The sequence below is a fragment of the Streptomyces sp. NPDC057565 genome (assembly GCF_042801455.1).
Classification (GTDB): Bacteria; Actinomycetota; Actinomycetes; order Streptomycetales; family Streptomycetaceae; genus Streptomyces; species Streptomyces yanii.
Map to the genome: position 1 here is coordinate 255,530 of NZ_JBHVFU010000007.1, position 17,665 is coordinate 273,194.

Consider the following 17,665-nt stretch of genomic DNA (forward strand, 5'->3'; position numbering starts at 1 on the left):
CACCCGTGGCACTCAGCCGAACTGCTGCTCCAGATCCTTGAGTTTCTGCTCCAGCGAGTCGAGCCGTGGCAGGGTCTGGGTGTCGTCCTCGGCGGTGAGATCGACGGTCCGCGGGTCACTCGTGCTCCGGTCCGAGGTGGCTTTCGAGCTCGTGCCGTTCACGGCTTGCAGAGATGGTCGGGGGCGCAGGGGCAGCTGTCCCGGCTCCGTTATGGCGGGCTCCACGACGGACTGCGAGCCCGTGGCCGGGGCGATGGACTGGACGTCGACCTGGGTGCCGCCCCGTGCCACCCGGCTCCAGGCGCGGTTCTGCCGGTTCAGCGCCTTGATGTGCGCCCGGTCCAGCTTCTCCTGGTCCTTCCTGCGGAGACGGTTCTGCTCCTTCTCCCGCCGGTCCTCGCGCACCTCGTCGACCGCCTCGTCCAGCGTGCGTACGCCTTCGAGGAGCATCAGCGACCAGGCGCCGAACGTCTCCCGGGGGGCGCGCAGCCACCGTACGATCCGGATCTGCGGCAACGGGCGGGGCACCAGGCCCTGTTCGCGCAGTGTCGCACGGCGGGTCTGCTTCAGCGCCCGGTCGAAGAGCACCGCCGCCGACAGCGACATCCCCGCGAAGAACTGAGGGGCGCCCGCGTGGTCGATGCCGCGCGGCGCGTGCACCCAGTTGAACCAGGCCGCCGCTCCGGCGAAGGTCCACACCAGCAGACGGGAGCCGAGCGCCGCGTCACCGTGACTGGCCTCGCGCACCGCGAGCACGGAACAGAACATCGCGGCCCCGTCGAGGCCGAACGGGACGAGGTACTCCCAGCCGTCGGCGAGACCGAGGTTCTGCCGGCCGAAGCCGACCAGCCCATGAAAGGAGAGCGCGGCGGCGACCGCCGCGCAGCAGAACAGCAGTACGTACGAGGCGGTGGCGTAGAGCGCCTCCTTGCGCCTGCGGCGTTCCTCGCTGCGTTCCCAGCTGTCGTCGGCCGCGGACGAGTCGACGGCGCGCTTCCCGCGCGCGACCATCGCCACCGCCGCCGTGACCCCCACGAGCAGCACAGCGCTCGGCAGGAGCCAGTTCAGCGATATGTCGGTCAGTCTCATGCGCGGTCCCTTGCGTCGCGTTAGGGGTTTCGGGCGCCATGGTGGCGGAATTCCCAAGGGACCCAAGGGGGTTTCGGGGCAAGAGAACGCCATTGGGGCGACGGGCCATACGGATAGGCGCACTCTTGTCGAACTGCCTTACCCGGCAAGCGAGTTGCGTTCGAATTGCGTCACCCGTGCGACGGTGCGAGTCAGGGGGCGGGCGTCAGTTTCCGTACCCGGTCGGTGTCGCACGTACGCGGACAGGTGACGCAGGTGTCCTCGGGCCGCAGCGTGTAGAAGAGGCAGCAGCTGGCGCGGTCGCGCGTCGGCAGCGACTCACCGTTCGGTCCGGTCAGCTCACGGAAGCCCGCCGTGCCGACGTACGGCTTCGTGGCGCCGGGCAGGAGCGCCTCCAGCTCGGCCATGGCCCGTCGCTCCTCACCGAGCAGATGGGCGATGTACCAGAGGCCTTCGACGATCTCGTCCGTCGCCATGCCCCACAGCGCCCTCCTGCCGCGGCGCATCCGGGGCCCGAAGCCGTCGAGCACCGGGCCGAGGTGTTCGGCCACCGCCGCAAGCACCTCGGTGCGCAGGGCGGCCTCGTCCGCCACCACCCGGGCACCCGGAAGTGCGGCCGCCGGGTCGTCCGGCAAGCACGCGAACTCCCTCACGCGTACGGTCAGATGACCCAGGGCCCGCTGGAACGCGACGTCCTCGACGGGGATCCGCGGCACCCTGCGGTGCAGGAACCACGGCACGGTCACCAACAGGCAGGCGGGCCAGGCGTAGCGGTGCAGTCCGAAGCTGGCGACCACGTCGGGGCGGGCCTGCTGTCCGTAGTCCCGCAGCACCTGCGCGTCGTCCCAGGCGAGAAACGTGTCCAGGGCCGCGCCGCCGGCCGCGAGCTCGTCCGCACCCACCCAGCCGGCGCCGGAAGGGGTCGCCTCGCCGTCCCCGAGGACCTCGGCACGCAGCCCGGGGAAGACCTCGGTGAGGCGGGCGTACGCGTCCGTCACGGCGGACGGCGAGGTGCCGGGGAGCAGAGCGGGGAGGGTCATGCAGGGACCACCGAATCGCGATCGTTTGCAGGTAAGCCTTACCTTACCCGAACTGATCGGTGTTTGAACTGCGGCCTCGTCCGCTTATGGTGCACAACGGGCATGGTGCACGCGAGCCGGCCCACGGCCGGCCGAGGAGGTCCGAGTGGAGCAGGGCAGAGCGCGTGAGCAGGCGCGGGCGCCGTACACGCCAGCCGCGTCCGCGACCACGCCGCCGTCGGTACCGCCCGTTCGGATGCCGGAACAGGTGCTCGGCAATCAGCCATGTGCCGAGCCGGTCGGTGCCGAGCCGGTGCGTGGCGAGCACACCCACAGCGAGCCGCCCGCGCCCCGCGTCGTGGTGCAGCGGCACTCCGTGCGCGGCCAGATCCTGGACGCCCTGCGCGCCGCTCTCGTCGACGGCGAGCTGCTGCCCGGGCAGGTCTACTCCGCCCCCGTGCTCGGCGCACGCTTCGGCGTGTCGGCGACGCCGGTCCGTGAGGCGATGCAGCAGCTGGCCATCGAGGGCGCCGTCGAGGTCGTGCCGAACCGCGGCTTCCGGGTTGCCGAGCGCGGCCCGCAGGAGCTCGCCGAACTGGCCGAGGTGCGTGCCCTGATCGAGGTGCCCGTCATGCTGCGGCTGGCCCGCACCGTGGAGCAGGCCCGCTGGGCCGCCCTGCGCCCGCTGGCCGAGGCCACCGTCGCGGCCGCCGCGGTCGGGGACAGGGCGAGCTACGCCGAGTCCGACCGCGCGTTCCACCGTGCGGTCCTCACGCTCTCCGGCAACCAGCAGCTCGTGATGGTTGCCGACGATCTGCACCGGCGCTCCCAGTGGCCCCTGGAGAACAACCCGGTCACGCGCCGCGCCGATCTGCTCGCCGACGCCGCGGAGCACACCGCTCTGCTCGACGCGCTGATCGCCCAGGATCTCGCCGTCGTGCAGTCGCTCGTACGCGAACACTTCGCGGGCGCGGACCGCTGACACCACGGTCGGGGCTGCCGCCACCTCCAGGGATCGCTGTGGCTACCCTGTGCCTCTCATCACATGATCGTTCTTGAGGGGGCGGGATGGTACGGAGCCGGGGGCCGTGGGCGGTGTCCGGGCTGGTGGTGGCGGTGCTGGGACTGGCGCCGGCAGCGGCGGGCTGTTCGCACGACTCCGAGTCCGGGACGTCCACCAGGAAGCCTTCCGGGACTCCGACTGTCACGACGCCGTCGGCGAGTGCGAGGCCCGACCGCACGCCTTCTGCGCCCGTCGGGGCTTCGCCGACGCACACCGCACCTTCGGCTTCCGCTCCGGTCGCGGTCTCCGTGCCGCCGACGAAGAGGCCCGCACCGCCGAAGTCGCCGGTGGCACCGCCCCGGCGCGACAGCAGCGGGCAGGACGGAAAGCCCGCCGCCGCGGTGCCGCAGAACCCGAACCGTGGCACGAACCCGCCGCCCGCGCCGCCCCGTCCGACGCCGACCCCCGAGTGGAGGGATGCGGGATGGCAGCCCGGTGATCCGGTCGAGGACCGTACCTGACGGTCCTCCACGGCGGCCCTGTGCTCACGACCTCCCCCCCCGGCCGTCAGTTCGCCTCGGCCGTTCCGGGGGCCGGTGGCTCCAGGTGCGGGGCCAGCCAGGTCGGTACGCCGCCCAGGAGGCGGAAGAGACGCCCCGCCTCGGCGCGCAGCCGCGCCGCCGCCTCCGGTTCCGGTTCGGTGTCCGCCAGAGCGATGAGCGCCGGGGCCGTGCCGACCAGATAGCCCAGCTCCTCCCTTATCCGCAGGGACTCGGCGAACCCGTGCCGGGCCTCGGCCAGTTCGCCCTCGCGCAGCGACAGCAGCGCCAGGTGACGCCAGGTCGAGGAGAGCAGCAGCTCGTCGCCCTGGGCCGTCGCGCCGGCGTGCGCTCGTCGGTACGCGGCACGTGCGGCCTGCGGCGAGTCGGCGATGTTCTGCGCGATCAGGCCGCGGCGGAAGTCGAGCAGCGGGCGGCCCGGGGCCGCGGGGGAGAGGAGAGCGGCGGACCGGCTCAGCGCGACCCGGGCCTCGTCGGCCCGGTCCCGTACCCCGAGAAGGGTCGACGCGTAGGCCAGATGGCCGCGTTCGCAGGCGGCGGCGCCGCGCTCGGCGTCGTCGTGGGCGAGGGCCTCGGCGGTGCGCAGGGCGTCCTCGGCGTCGGTCCAGCCGTCGCCGGTGTACAGGCAGCGTTCGGTCAGCAGAGCCGTCCGCTGGAGTGCCGCGGCCGGATCGGTCGTGGCGTCGCGTTCGAGCAGAGCGGCGGCGTCCACCCAGCAGGCGCGTGACCGCAGCCGCCATACCGCTGTCTGGAGCGGCGGATCGTCATCTGCTGTCGTTCCGGAACCAGACATGGCGGTATGCGCCACATTGCCCTCCCCGAGCGCGCCATTGAGCTGTTGAGGACCTGTCCTCGAACCGGGGCCCGACCCGGGTTCGAAGACAGGCACTGAGTCTGGCGGCATCTCAGCACGGAATGGCACGCCGGGCCAAGGGGTCAGGTGAATGAATTCACAATCGGCCGGTCGTGGGGAGGGCTGTGGTAGACGCGTGGAGTCAGCTCATACGCAGGGCGAGGAAGAAATCGAGCTTGTCCTCGAGGCGCGAAAGGTCACGCCCCGTCAACTGCTCGATTCGCCCGACCCGGTAGCGCAAGGTGTTGACGTGCAGATGCAGCCGGGCCGCGCAGCGGGTCCAGGAACCGTCGCAGTCCAGGAACGCTTCCAGGGTCGGGATCAGTTCGGCCCGGTGGCGCCGGTCGTAGTCGCGCAGCGGGTCGAGCAGCCGTGCGGTGAACGCACGGCGCACATCGTCCGGGACGAACGGCAGCAGCAGGACGTGCGAGGCCAGCTCGTGGTGGCCGGCCGCGCAGACCCGGCCCGGACGGGCCGCCGCCACCCGGCGGGCGTGCCGGGCCTCCTCCAGGGCGCCGCGCAGCCCCTCGGGGGAGTGCACGGCGGCGCTGACACCCAGTGTCAGACGGCCGTCGTCGGCGAGCCCTGCGGAGAGCGGTTCGCGGACGGCGGCGAGCAGCGCGTCGGCGTGCAACGCCGGGTCGTCCTTGACGCCGGCCGCCGCGTCCCCGGCGTCCGGGGTCTCGGCGTCCGCGAGCTCCGGCACCGGTGCGGCGGCGGGCAGCGGTACGAGGGCGATCGCCTCGTCGCCCGTGTGCGCGACCGCGATCCGGTCGGCGGAGTCGGGGCCGGTGACCGCCGGGTCGACCAGGATCTCCTCCAGCAGCGCCTGGGCGGCGGGGCCGCCCGCGATGCCGGCTGTGCCCGCGCCGCCCGTGGAGCCCGGCGTGCCCTCCACGTCCCAGTCGACCCGGGCGACGACGACCTGCCAGTGCGGGGCGGTGCCGAGACCGGGCAGCAGGACCGGGGCGGCGACCCGCAGCCTGGCCGCGATCTCGGTGGGCGCGGCACCCGTCTGGACCAGCTCCAGGACCTCCTGGGCGAGCCTGCGGCGTACCGTGCGGGCCGCGTCGCGCCGGTCCCGTTCGACCGCGATCAGCTGGGTGACGCCCTGGAGCAGATCCAGCCGGGCAGCCGGCCAGTCGCTCGCGTCGGCCTCCACCGCGAGCAGCCAGTCGGAGAGGACCGACTCGCGGACATCGCGGGACGCGGGGGCGGCGCCCCTGCCGGTGTTCCGGATCGGGAACAGCGAATAGGTGGTGCCGTCGACCGTGGCCCGGTGCGGACCCCGGCGGCCGGTGCGGGTGGCGGCCAGATGCCGGCCGGCCAGCGCCGAGCCGACCGGGCCGGGCAGCGGCGCACCGGCGCCCGCGATCTGCCGGCCGGTGGGGGAGAGCACCCAGGCATGCAGGTCCAGGTCCGAGCCGAGCAGATCGAGGACCACCTCCGGGCCGCCGCCGGCCGGGCCCGAGGTCATCAGCCTGCGATGCCGGTCCACGACCGCCGCCAGGTCGCCCGCCCGCTCGCCGGACACCTGGCGCACCACATGCTCGGTGATCGTTGCGAACGCGACGGTCTCATGGACGGCGAAGAGGGGCAGCCGGTGCCGTGCGCACGCCTCGATCAGATCGTCGGGGATGTTGCCGAGCTCCGCCTCGCCGGCCGCGAGTCCGGCGACCCCGGCGCCCGCCAGGATCCGCACGAACGGCTCCGAGTCCGCCGCGTCCCGGCGCCACGCCAGGCCCGTCAGGACCAGCTCCCCGCCGGCCAGGTAGCGGCTCGGGTCCCGCAGGTCGGTGGTCATGACGCCGCGGACGGACCGGTCGAGCTCGTCCTCGCCACCGAGCAGCCGCAGGCCCAGCGCATCGGTTTCCAGCAGTGCGCGCAGCCGCATCTCGTTGCCGCCGATCTCTTTCGTTGGTGCGGGTGAAAACTGGGTATTGCGGTGAGGTTACTGATCCCCGCCATTCGTTCGAATCTACAAGACGAGGACGGCGACCAGCCAACTCCTTCATGGTTTCGGTGACTGCACCGTGTGGAGTCCCGGTTGTGTACTGGGCCACACACCGCGTTAACAGCACATGAACAAGCCAATCGAGGGCCGGCCGTCCCCAGCCCCAGCGAACGACCCGAATGAGAAGAAGAGAGCCACTCATGGACTTCCTTCGCCCCGCCAGCTGGGAGGAGGCGCTCGCCGCCAAGGCCGAGCATCCGACGGCTGTGCCCATTGCAGGCGGCACCGATGTGATGGTCGAGATCAACTTCGACCACCGGCGGCCCGAGTACCTCCTGGACCTGAACCGCATCGGTGAGCTGTCCGAGTGGGAGGTGGGCCGGGAGAACGTGCGGCTCGGCGCCTCCGTGCCGTACAGCCACATCATGGAGCACCTGCGGGCCGAGCTGCCCGGTCTGGCGCTCGCCTCGCACACCGTCGCATCCCCGCAGATCCGCAACCGTGGCGGCGTCGGCGGCAACCTGGGTACCGCGTCGCCCGCCGGGGACGCCCACCCGGCCCTGCTCGCCGCGGGCGCCGAGGTCGAGGCCGAGTCCGTACGCGGAACCCGGATGATCCCGATCGACGCCTTCTACACCGGTGTCAAGCGCAACGCCCTCGAACCGGACGAGCTGATCCGGGCCGTGCACATCAAGAAGGCCGACGGGCCGCAGCAGTACTCCAAGGTCGGCACCCGCAACGCGATGGTCATCGCCGTCTGCGCCTTCGGCCTGGCCCTGCACCCGGAGACCCGCACGGTCCGTACCGGCATCGGCTCCGCCGCCCCGACACCCGTCCGGGCGAAGGAGGCCGAGGAATTTCTGAACGCCGCGCTCGAGGAGGGCGGGTTCTGGGACAGCCGCACGATCATCACACCGTCCATCGCCGCGCAGTTCGCCACGCTCGCCGCCGGCGCCTGCAACCCGATCGACGATGTGCGCGGCACCGCGAGCTACCGCAGGCATGCGGTGGGGGTCATGGCCCGCCGCACGCTCGGCTGGACCTGGGAGTCGTACCGCGGCAACGGCCGCAGCACCGAAGGAGCTGCCTGATCATGCGCGTCAATTTCACGGTCAACGGCCGTCAGCAGGAGGCCGACGACGTCTGGGAGGGCGAGTCCCTCCTCTACGTGCTGCGCGAGCGGATGGGCCTGCCCGGCTCCAAGAACGCCTGCGAGCAGGGCGAATGCGGCTCCTGCACGGTCCGCCTGGACGGCGTCCCGGTCTGTTCCTGTCTGGTCGCCGCAGGTCAGGTGGAGGGCCGCGAGGTCGTCACCGTGGAGGGCCTCGCCGACTTCGCCGCCCACCGTTCCGAGGCGCACCCCGGCAGTGGCTGTGCCTCCGGCGCCTGCGGGACCACGCTCGACCAGGCCCGCCGGTGGGAGGCCGGACCGACCGGTGAGCAGCCCGGGGACACCGGTGAACTCTCCCCGATCCAGCAGGCGTTCATCGACGCGGGCGCCGTCCAGTGCGGCTTCTGCACCCCCGGTCTGCTGGTCGCCGCCGATGAGCTGCTGGAGCGCAACCCGGAGCCGTCCGACGCGGACATCCGCGAGGCGCTCTCCGGCAACCTCTGCCGCTGCACCGGCTACGAGAAGATCCTCGACGCGGTCCGCCTCGCGGCCGCCCGCGCGGAAGAAACGGTCTGACGATGGGCGTTACCGGCTCCCCCACCAACATCCACCAGGGCACCCGCACCAGGGGCGGCATCGGCGAGTCCACGCTCCGCCCCGACGGCATCCTGAAGGTCACCGGCGAGTTCGCGTACTCCTCGGACATGTGGCACGAGGACATGCTCTGGGGCCACACGCTGCGCTCCACGGTCGCGCACGCCGAGATCGTCTCGATCGACACCTCCGAGGCGCTCGCCACCTCCGGCGTCCATGCCGTGCTCACCTACGACGACCTGCCGACCTCGGTGAAGAACTACGGCCTGGAGATCCAGGACACCCCCGTTCTCGCCCACGGCAAGGTCCGTCACCACGGCGAACCGGTGGCGCTCGTCGCCGCCGACCACCCGGAGACGGCCCGCCGTGCCGCCGCGAAGATCAGGATCGACTACCGCGAGCTGCCCGTCATCACCGACGAGGCCTCCGCCACCGCACCCGACGCGATCCTCGTCCACGAGGGCCGGAGCGACCACCACGCCGGGCACGTCCCGCACCCGAACATCGTCCACCGCCAGCCCATCGTCCGCGGTGACGCGGACGCCGCCGCGGCCCGTGCCGATGTGATCGTCAGCGGCGAGTACGTCTTCGGCATGCAGGACCAGGCCTTCCTCGGCCCCGAGTCCGGCCTGGCGGTCCCCGCCGAGGACGGCGGCGTCGATCTGTACGTCGCCACGCAGTGGCTGCACTCCGATCTCCGCCAGATCGCCCCCGTCCTCGGCCTGCCCGAGGACAAGGTCCGCATGACGCTCTCCGGCGTCGGCGGCGCCTTCGGCGGCCGCGAGGACCTGTCGATGCAGATCCACGCCTGCCTGCTGGCGCTCCGTACCGGCAAGCCGGTCAAGATCGTCTACAACCGGTTCGAGTCCTTCTTCGGACACGTTCACCGCCACCCCGCGAAGCTCTGGTACGAGCACGGTGCGACCCGCGACGGCAAACTCACCCACATGAAGTGCCGCATCGTGCTGGACGGCGGCGCCTACGCCTCCGCCTCCCCGGCCGTCGTCGGCAACGCCTCCTCGCTCTCCGTCGGCCCGTACGTCATCGACGACGTCGACATCGAAGCGATCGCGCTCTACACCAACAATCCGCCGTGCGGCGCCATGCGCGGCTTCGGCGCGGTCCAGGCGTGCTTCGCGTACGAGGCGCAGATGGACAAGCTCGCCGCCGAACTGGGCATGGATCCCGTCGAGTTCAGGCAGCTCAACGCCATGGAGCAGGGCACCCTCCTGCCGACAGGACAGGTCGTCGACTCACCGGCCCCCGTCGCCGAGCTGCTGCGCCGGGTCAAGGCCCGGCCGCTGCCGCCCGAGCGCCAGTGGGAGGTCGCCGGCGAGCAGGCCGACGTACGGGCACTGCCCGGAGGTCTGTCCAACACCACCCACGGCGAAGGCGTCGTACGCGGCATCGGCTACGCGGTCGGCATCAAGAACGTCGGCTTCTCCGAGGGCTTCGACGACTACTCGACCGCCCGGGTCCGCATGGAGATCGTCGGTGGCGAACCGGTCGTCACCGTGCACACCGCGATGGCGGAAGTCGGGCAGGGCGGCGTCACCGTCCACGCCCAGATCGCCCGCACCGAGCTCGGCGTCGCTCAGGTCACCATCCACCCGGCCGACACCCAGGTCGGCTCGGCCGGATCCACCTCGGCCTCCCGGCAGACATATGTCACCGGTGGCGCCGTGAAGCACTCCTGCGAGGCCGTCCGCGAGAAGGTCCTGGAGATCGGCCGCCGCAAGTTCGGCACGTACCACCCCGCCTGGGCCACCGCCGAGCTGCTCCTCGAGGACGGCAAGGTCGTCACCGACGGCGGCGAGGTACTGGCCGATCTGGCCGACGTACTGGAGGACGAGGCGGTCGACATCGAGCTGGAGTGGCGCCACCGGCCCACCGAGGCGTTCGACCTGCGCACCGGCCAGGGCAACGGTCACGTCCAGTACTCCTTCGCCGCGCACCGCGCGGTCGTCGAGGTCGACACCGAACTCGGTCTGGTCAAGGTCATCGAACTGGCCTGCGCCCAGGACGTCGGCAAGGCTCTCAACCCGCTGTCCGTCGAAGGACAGATCCAGGGCGGCACCACCCAGGGGCTGGGTGTCGCCGTCATGGAGGAGATCATCGTCGACCCGAAGACCGCGAAGGTACGCAACCCGTCCTTCACGGACTACCTGATCCCCACCATCCTCGACACGCCGACCATCCCGGTCGATGTGCTCGAACTCGCCGACGACCACGCCCCGTACGGGCTCCGTGGCATCGGCGAGGCCCCGACCCTGTCGTCGACCCCGGCCGTCCTCGCGGCGATCCGGAACGCGACGGGTCTGGAGCTGAACAGGACGCCGGTGCGCCCCGAGCACCTCACCGGCACCTGATCGACAGCTCCCGCCGGACTCTCCGGGCGGTGCGTGCCTCCCAGGAACGTCACACGTCCGCCGCCCGCACCACCCGGAGACCTCGTGTACCGCACCGCTCGCGGTCCGCGGCCCTGCCGAGCGGTACCGCAGCCGCGTTACCGCTCGGCCGGAAACCCGCAGTACCCGCACATCCACTCTGCATGAACAGTTCGTCTCGGGCCGTCCCCCGGGTCGTGCAGCCAAGCAGTCATCCCAAATCCCGCATCACGAGTCTCCATCGCGGGTGTCCCTGTGAACCTTGGGAGTCAGGCATCATGACCCAGCAGTCAGTGGAGCCCAGGACCACCGCGGAGGAGGCGGGCCCCGGCTCGCGCATCCCCGCCGGCAGATCCTGGCTCGACCGGTACTTTCACATATCCGAGCGTGGATCCACGGTTGCGCGCGAAGTGCGCGGCGGCGTCACGACCTTCATGGCCATGGCGTACATCCTCCTGCTCAACCCGCTCATCCTCGGCGGCAAGGACGTCGAAGGACATCTGCTCAGCCGGCCGGGACTGATCACCGCCACCGCGCTCGCCGCGGCCGCGACCACCCTGCTGATGGGCTTCGTCGGCAGGGTGCCCCTCGCGCTCGCGGCCGGGCTCAGTGTCTCCGGCGTCCTCTCGTCGCAGGTCGCCCCCGAAATGACCTGGCCGCAGGCCATGGGCATGTGCGTGATGTACGGCCTGGTGATCTGCCTCCTGGTGGTCACCGGTCTGCGTGAGCTGATCATGAATGCGATCCCGCTCCCGCTGAAGCACGGCATCACGATGGGCATCGGCCTCTTCATCGCCCTGATCGGCCTCGTCAAGGCCGGATTCGTGCACGAGAACCCGGCTCCCGGCGGCGGTCCCGTCTCTCTCGGCCTGACCGGTGAACTGGCCGGCTGGCCGGTGCTGATCTTCTGCGTGACCCTGTTGCTGATCTTCATGCTGCAGGCGCGCAACATCCCCGGTGCGATCCTCATCGGCATCGTCGTCGGCACCCTGATCGCCATGGTCATCAACACCGTCGGCGACATCGACCCCAAGGCCTGGTACAGCGGTGCGCCGGAGCTCAAGGGCAGCGCGGTCTCCTCGCCGGACTTCTCGCTCTTCGGGAACGTCGATTTCGGCGGCTGGGGCGACGTCGGCGCGATGACTGTCGGCTTCATCGTCTTCACTCTCGTGCTCGCCGGCTTCTTCGACGCGATGGCCACCATCATCGGCGTCGGCACGGAGGCCGGGCTCGCCGACGACAAGGGCCGGATGCCCGGCCTGTCCAAGGCGCTGTTCATCGACGGCGCAGGCGGTGCGATCGGCGGCGTCGCCGGAGGCTCCGGTCAGACCGTGTTCGTCGAGTCGGCGACCGGCGTCGGCGAAGGTGCCCGCACCGGCCTCGCCTCCGTCGTCACCGGACTCTTCTTCGCGGCCTGTCTTTTCTTCACCCCGCTCACCGCGATCGTGCCCGCCGAGGTGGCTTCCGCCGCCCTGGTCGTCATCGGAGCGATGATGATGCAGAACGCCCGTCATGTGGACTGGAGCGATCGCGCCGTCGCGATCCCGGTCTTCCTGACGGTGGTCCTGATGCCCTTCACCTACACCATCACCACCGGTGTCGCAGCCGGTGTCGTCTCCTACGTGGCCATCAAGGCGGCCCAGGGCAGGGCCCGGGAGATCGGCGGCTTCATGTGGGGCCTCACGGTGATCTTCGTCATCTACTTCGCCCTGCACCCGATCGAGAACTGGCTGGGCGTCAACTGACCCCCTCCCCTCCACACCGCGCTTAAGGAGACACGCCATGCTGGACATCGCCGAAGAGCTTCACCGGTGGGTCGGGCAGGGACGCGAGTTCGCCGTCGCCACGGTCGTGGCGGTCGGCGGGAGCGCACCCCGGCAGCCGGGAGCCGCCCTCGCCGTCGACCGCGACGGCAACGCGATCGGTTCGGTTTCCGGCGGGTGTGTGGAGGGTGCGGTGTACGAGCTGTGCCAACAGGCCCTCGATGACGGCATCACCGTACGGGAGCAGTTCGGCTACAGCGACGAGGACGCCTTCGCGGTCGGTCTGACCTGCGGCGGCATCATCGACATCCTGGTGACACCGGTCCGCGCGGACGACCCCGCACACCCGGTGTTCGCCGCCGCGCTCGCCGCCGCGGCGGCAGGACGGGCGGCGGCGGTGGTACGGATCACCGACGGCCCCGCCGAACTCCTCGGCCGCCCCCAACTCGTCCACCCCGACGGTTCGTACGAAGGTGGGCTCGGCGGACACCCCGAGCTGGACCGCACCGCCGCGGCCGAGGCCCGCGCCATGCTGGACGCGGGCCGCACCGGCCCCGTGACCATCGGCGCCGAGGGCTCACGCTGCGGCCGCCCCCTCGCCCTGCTCGTCGAATCGAGCGTCCCGCCGCCCAGGATGATCGTCTTCGGGGCCATCGACTTCGCCGCCGCCCTGGTCAGGGCCGGCACATTCCTCGGCTACCACGTCACCGTGTGCGACGCCCGCCCCGTCTTCGCCACGGCGGCACGCTTTCCCGACGCCGACGAGATCGTCGTCGACTGGCCGCACCGCTACCTCGCGTCGACGGCCGTCGACGCGCGCACCGTGCTCTGCGTGCTCACCCATGACGCCAAGTTCGATGTTCCGCTGCTGGAAATGGCGCTGAAGCTCCCGGTCGCGTACATCGGTGCGATGGGCTCGCGCCGCACCCATCTGGAACGCAACGACCGGCTGCGCGCGGTCGGCGTCACCGAACTCGAACTCGCCCGGCTGCACTCGCCGATCGGCCTCGACCTCGGAGCACGTACCCCCGAGGAGACCGCGCTCTCCATCGCCGCCGAGATCGTCGCCGACCGGCGTGGCGGCAGCGGCGTCCCGCTCACCGGCGCACACACCCCGATCCACCACGAGGCCGGCCGGCCGGCGGCGGGCCGCATCTCCTCGGTGGCCTGACCCGCCGCCTGCCGCGGTGGTCGCCGGTGCTGCCCTCTCCTGCGTGACCCGGTCCGATGCTCCCGGCACGCCCTCGCACACCCCGACGCTCGACTGCCGGTCGGTTCAAAGTACGGAAAACAGGGGGTAGTTGGGGATGCCAACCGGAATTCCCGGAAGGGCGGGATGCCGCCACGGCGGCATCCCGCCAGAAATAGACGCAGACGTGGGTGCGAATGTGCCGGTAGATCAACCCCATGACATTCACAGCCTTCTCCGCTTCCGGCCGGGCGAGACCCGCGCGCGCGGGACGCAGGGCCTTGCTCATAGCGACCTCGGTCGCTCTCGTGAGTGGCACCCTGCTGCCCGCGGCAGGTTCCGCATCGGCAGCCCAGGCCGCACCCGAGGCCACCGGACACTCCCGGACCCCCGTCCACCAGTACGACATCACCTTGGTCACCGGTGATGTCGTCCACTACACGGACGGCGTCGGCAAACAGGACACCGTCACCGTGGACCGACCCGACGGAGCGGTCGGCGGTGTGCATGTACAGCAGGCCGGCGACGACATCTACGTTCTGCCCGACGAGGCGAACGCCCTCATCGCCTCCGGGAAGCTGGACCGGCGGCTGTTCAATGTCTCGACCCTCGCCACGATGGGCTACGACGACAAGAAGACCGGCGGCATCCCGCTGATCGCCACCTACCCGGCGAGCAAGGCCCGTTCGCTGCCCGCCGCGCCCCGTGGCGCCGAGACGGTCCGTCGGCTCGACAGCATCCACGGTGTCGCGCTGAAGGCCGACAAGGACACCACTCGCTCCTTCTGGAACGACATCACGCGTACGCCCACCGCCCGGTCGCTGGACAACGGCATCGCCAAGCTGTGGCTCGACGGCCGCGTCGAGGCCTCGCTGAAGGACTCGGTTCCGCAGGTGAACGCCCCACAGGCCTGGGCCGAGGGGTACGACGGCAAGGGCACCAAGGTCGCCGTCCTCGACACCGGCATCGACCCGACACACCCGGACGTCAAGGACCGCATCCTCGAGTCCAAGAGCTTCGTGCCCGGCCAGGGAGTCCTCGACAAGCACGGCCACGGCACCCACGTCGCCTCCACCATCGCGGGCTCCGGCGCCGCGTCGGACGGCGTCAACAAGGGGGTGGCCCCGGGTGCGGACCTGATCATCGGCAAGGTCCTCGGCAACGAGGGCTCCGGTGAGGACTCCGGGATCATCGCCGCCATGGAGTGGGCGAAGGCCGAAGGTGCCGACGTCGTCTCCATGAGCCTCGGCTCCAGCATCCCGGACGACGGCACCGATCCGATGTCGCAGGCGGTCGACACCCTCTCGGCGGACGGTGGTCCGCTGTTCGTGATCGCCGCCGGCAACGCGTACGGCGCGGGCACCATCGGTTCGCCCGGCTCTGCCGACAAGGCGCTCACCGTCGCCGCCGTCGACAAGCAGGACGCTCGCGCGGGCTTCTCCTCCATGGGCCCGCTGACCCGGTCGTACGGGCTGAAGCCCGACCTGTCCGCCCCCGGAGTGAACATCAACGCCGCCGCCTCGCAGGCGGTCCCCGGCGTCAGCGGCATGTACCGGCAGATGTCCGGTACGTCGATGGCGACCCCGCACGTCGCGGGCGCCGCGGCGATTCTGAAGCAGCGTCACCCCGACTGGTCCGGTCAGCGCATCAAGGACGCGCTGATGAGCTCGTCCAAGCGGCTGCCCGACTACACCCCGTACGAGCAGGGCACCGGCCGGCTCGATGTGAAGGCGGCGATCGACACGACGATCGAGGCCACCGGCTCCGTCGCGGTCGCCTCGTACGACTGGCCGCACAGCGCCTCCGACCCGGTTGCCGAGCGGAAGATCACGTACCGCAACACCGGTACCGAGGACGTCACGCTGAAGCTGGCCACCGACACGGACTCGGCCGCGTACACGCTCTCCACGTCCGAGCTCACCGTCCCGGCCGGTTCCACCGCCGAGGCCGTGCTCTCCTTGGACCCGGCGAAGGTTCCGAGCGACACCACGTTCTCCGGTCAGGTCATCGCCAAGGACGCGGCGGGTACGACGGTCGCGCACACCGGCTTCGCCCTGAACAAGGAGCAGGAGCTCTACGACCTCACGCTCAAGCTCCGTGACCGCGCGGGCGAGCCGATGGACGGCTACGTCGTCCTCGGCCTGCTGGGCGACCAGAACCTGAACGTCGTCGCGGTGTCCGGCGAGACCACGCTGCGGCTGCCCCCGGGCAACTACACCGCCTGGACCGCCGCCGACATCGCAGGTGATCGCGCCGACTCGAAGGCCATCGCCTTCCTCGCGGCCCCCGAGACGATCCTCGACAAGCCGACCACCGTCACCCTCGACGCCTCCAAGGCCCACAAGGTCAGCGTGAAGACGCCGAAGGAGACCGAGACCCGGCAACTGCGCTACGACATGGCACGCACCGCACCGAACGGTGTCGTCCAGCGCGACGCGTACCAGATCCCGCTGATGTACGACCAGCTGTGGGCAGGCCCCACCAAGAAGGTCACCCAGGGCAGCTTCAGCTTCCTGACCCGCTGGCGCCAGGGCGAGAAGCAGATCGACCTGTCGGTCGACGGCCGTGATGTGCCGGTCGTCGTGCAGGGCGGTTCGCCCGTCGCCGAGGACAGCAGCCAGAACCTGACCGGTGTCTTCGCGGGCAACGGTGCCGAGACCGACTACCGGGGCCTGGACGTCAAGGGCAAGGCTGTCGTGGTCCGCCGCAGCGACACGGTCTCCGCGGCCGAGAGGCTCACCAACGCGCTTGCCGCGGGCGCCAAGGCTCTCTTCGTCGCCAACGACGGTCCCGGTGTGGCGATGGAGCGGTACACCGAGTACGGCACCACGACCACCATCCCGGTCGCCTCGGTCCAGCAACTGGCCGGCGAGTCCCTGATCAAGGCGGCCACGCGGGGCGAGAAGCTCACCATGACCCAGCGCAGGTTCGCCCGGTACCTGTACGACCTGGTCGACCGCCACAACGGCACCGTCCCGGACCGCTCGCTCGCGTTCGCCCCGACGACCTCCCAGCTGGCGAAGGTGGAGAACACCTTCTACGGCCACAAGGCCGTGCTCGGCGGGGGCTACCGCTACGACATTCCGGACTACGGTTTCGGCATCGGCTTCACGGAGTACGAGAAGTTCCCCGGCACCCGCGACGAGTGGGTCACCCCGCTTCCGGGCGCCTCCTTCTGGTACGAGGACCACTCGGTCCTCAACTCCACCGAGACCGGCTTCGCGCACGAGATGCGCAGCGGCGACATGGACTACACGGCGGGCCGCACCTACCCCGCCCAGTGGTTCGCGCCGATCAGCCGCCCGCGTCTGGGCACCGGCTACTGGGGTCCGTTCCGTTCCGTCTACAACGACATACAGTTCAACTTCACCCCGTGGACGGACTCGGGCGCGGGCCACTCGGGCGCCATGCCCGAGGACGAGTACGACACCACCACCACCCGCTTCTACCAGGGCGACACACTGATCAAGAAGGTCGCAGGCCGGGCCGGATTCGCCTGGGACGTGTCGCCGGAGAAGCTGCCGTACCGCTTCGTCCTCGACTCCACCCGCGACGGCGACGTGTGGAAGACATCCACCCGCACGCACACCGAGTGGAACTTCGTCTCGGGCCAGATGGACCAGAACGGTCCCTGGCAGGCCGACATCCCGCTGCTCCAGATGGACTACAAGGTCGCCACCGATCTCGCCGGTGACGTCGAGGCCGGCAAGTGGACCGAGGTCGGTCTCTCCTCCGGCACGCAGGAGTGGCTCGACGGTGCAGTGAAGGCCAAGAACGCCTCCCTGTCGGTCAGTTACGACGACGGCAGCACCTGGAGTGCGACCGAGCTGCGCAAGACCTCCGAGGGCAACTGGACCGCGCGGTTCAAGACGCCCGAGAAGGCCGGCGGCTTCGTCTCCCTCAAGGCGCACGCCGAGGACGGGAACGGGCTCGGCATCGACCAGGAGATCGTCCGGGCGTTCGGTCTGAAGTGACCTGCCGCCTGAACCGATCTGCCGGCAGTTCCTCCTGAGAGTGCTCCGGAGGACTTCCACGAGGTGGCTCCGCACCCCCGACAGGGGTGTGGAGCCACCTTTCCTCATGCCTCCGATCACCTCGTCGACAGGCGTCCGCCGTGCTCGTCGCACTGACGACGGCAGGCGT

At 70.8% G+C, this 17,665-nt stretch carries 12 protein-coding genes; 8 read left to right on the forward strand and 4 right to left on the reverse strand.

The window, feature by feature from the left end; genetic code table 11:
* Positions 1–12: 12 nt before the first annotated feature.
* Entirely contained in the window at positions 13–1,089 is a 1,077-nt protein-coding gene (locus ACFU8W_RS17660; RefSeq protein ID WP_384037646.1) for a DUF2637 domain-containing protein, read from the reverse strand.
* A gap of 191 nt (positions 1,090–1,280) precedes the next feature.
* Positions 1,281–2,129 (reverse strand): (2Fe-2S)-binding protein, encoded by an 849-nt coding sequence (locus ACFU8W_RS17665; RefSeq protein ID WP_384037649.1) that lies wholly within the window; start codon positions 2,127–2,129, stop codon positions 1,281–1,283.
* 145 nt (positions 2,130–2,274) lie between these two features.
* Between ACFU8W_RS17665 and ACFU8W_RS17670 the strand changes: the two genes are divergently transcribed.
* Both ACFU8W_RS17670 and ACFU8W_RS17675 read left to right on the forward strand, forming a co-directional pair.
* Complete coding sequence (locus ACFU8W_RS17670) at positions 2,275–3,090, forward strand: GntR family transcriptional regulator (protein WP_384037652.1); 816 nt, start codon at positions 2,275–2,277, stop codon at positions 3,088–3,090.
* Between the two features lie 106 nt (positions 3,091–3,196).
* A complete protein-coding gene (locus ACFU8W_RS17675) occupies positions 3,197–3,610 on the forward strand; it encodes a hypothetical protein (RefSeq protein ID WP_384037655.1) in 414 nt (137 codons plus the stop codon).
* Positions 3,611–3,678: 68 nt separating this feature from the next.
* Here the strand turns inward: ACFU8W_RS17675 and ACFU8W_RS17680 are convergent, their stop codons facing one another.
* Positions 3,679–4,464, reverse strand: a complete 786-nt coding sequence (locus ACFU8W_RS17680; protein WP_384037658.1) for a hypothetical protein — start codon at positions 4,462–4,464, stop codon at positions 3,679–3,681.
* Positions 4,465–4,666: 202 nt separating this feature from the next.
* Positions 4,667–6,418 (reverse strand): PucR family transcriptional regulator, encoded by a 1,752-nt coding sequence (locus ACFU8W_RS17685; protein ID WP_384037661.1) that lies wholly within the window; start codon positions 6,416–6,418, stop codon positions 4,667–4,669.
* 260 nt (positions 6,419–6,678) lie between these two features.
* On the opposite strand from ACFU8W_RS17685, the gene ACFU8W_RS17690 reads away from it, so the two are divergent.
* From ACFU8W_RS17690 to ACFU8W_RS17715, 6 genes are all read left to right on the forward strand, one after another.
* Positions 6,679–7,569 carry an FAD binding domain-containing protein gene (locus ACFU8W_RS17690; RefSeq protein WP_384037664.1) on the forward strand — a complete coding sequence of 297 codons (891 nt, stop codon included), beginning with the start codon at positions 6,679–6,681 and terminating at the stop codon, positions 7,567–7,569.
* 2 nt (positions 7,570–7,571) lie between these two features.
* A complete protein-coding gene (locus ACFU8W_RS17695; protein WP_384037667.1) occupies positions 7,572–8,165 on the forward strand; it encodes a (2Fe-2S)-binding protein in 594 nt (197 codons plus the stop codon).
* Between the two features lie 2 nt (positions 8,166–8,167).
* The gene (gene pucD, locus ACFU8W_RS17700) at positions 8,168–10,552 is read left to right on the forward strand and encodes a xanthine dehydrogenase subunit D (protein WP_384037669.1); all 2,385 of its coding nucleotides are present in this window, start codon (positions 8,168–8,170) and stop codon (positions 10,550–10,552) included.
* A gap of 296 nt (positions 10,553–10,848) precedes the next feature.
* Complete coding sequence (locus ACFU8W_RS17705; protein ID WP_345513936.1) at positions 10,849–12,315, forward strand: NCS2 family permease; 1,467 nt, start codon at positions 10,849–10,851, stop codon at positions 12,313–12,315.
* A 37-nt stretch (positions 12,316–12,352) separates the two neighbouring features.
* Positions 12,353–13,504 carry an XdhC family protein gene (locus ACFU8W_RS17710; protein ID WP_384037672.1) on the forward strand — a complete coding sequence of 384 codons (1,152 nt, stop codon included), beginning with the start codon at positions 12,353–12,355 and terminating at the stop codon, positions 13,502–13,504.
* A 326-nt stretch (positions 13,505–13,830) separates the two neighbouring features.
* Entirely contained in the window at positions 13,831–17,496 is a 3,666-nt protein-coding gene (locus ACFU8W_RS17715; protein ID WP_384037677.1) for a S8 family serine peptidase, read from the forward strand.
* Positions 17,497–17,665 lie beyond the last annotated feature (169 nt).

What these genes read in the sequence shown, in the direction of transcription:
- ACFU8W_RS17665 (WP_384037649.1), bottom strand. Translation starts at nt 2,129, where the DNA reads ATGACCCTCCCCGCTCTGCTCCCCGGCACCTCGCCGTCCGCCGTGACG.
- ACFU8W_RS17705 (WP_345513936.1), top strand. Translation starts at nt 10,849, where the DNA reads ATGACCCAGCAGTCAGTGGAGCCCAGGACCACCGCGGAGGAGGCGGGC.
- ACFU8W_RS17695 (WP_384037667.1), top strand. Translation starts at nt 7,572, where the DNA reads ATGCGCGTCAATTTCACGGTCAACGGCCGTCAGCAGGAGGCCGACGAC.
- ACFU8W_RS17660 (WP_384037646.1), bottom strand. Translation starts at nt 1,089, where the DNA reads ATGAGACTGACCGACATATCGCTGAACTGGCTCCTGCCGAGCGCTGTG.
- ACFU8W_RS17710 (WP_384037672.1), top strand. Translation starts at nt 12,353, where the DNA reads ATGCTGGACATCGCCGAAGAGCTTCACCGGTGGGTCGGGCAGGGACGC.
- ACFU8W_RS17690 (WP_384037664.1), top strand. Translation starts at nt 6,679, where the DNA reads ATGGACTTCCTTCGCCCCGCCAGCTGGGAGGAGGCGCTCGCCGCCAAG.
- ACFU8W_RS17685 (WP_384037661.1), bottom strand. Translation starts at nt 6,418, where the DNA reads ATGCGGCTGCGCGCACTGCTGGAAACCGATGCGCTGGGCCTGCGGCTG.
- pucD (WP_384037669.1), top strand. Translation starts at nt 8,168, where the DNA reads ATGGGCGTTACCGGCTCCCCCACCAACATCCACCAGGGCACCCGCACC.
- ACFU8W_RS17680 (WP_384037658.1), bottom strand. Translation starts at nt 4,464, where the DNA reads ATGTCTGGTTCCGGAACGACAGCAGATGACGATCCGCCGCTCCAGACA.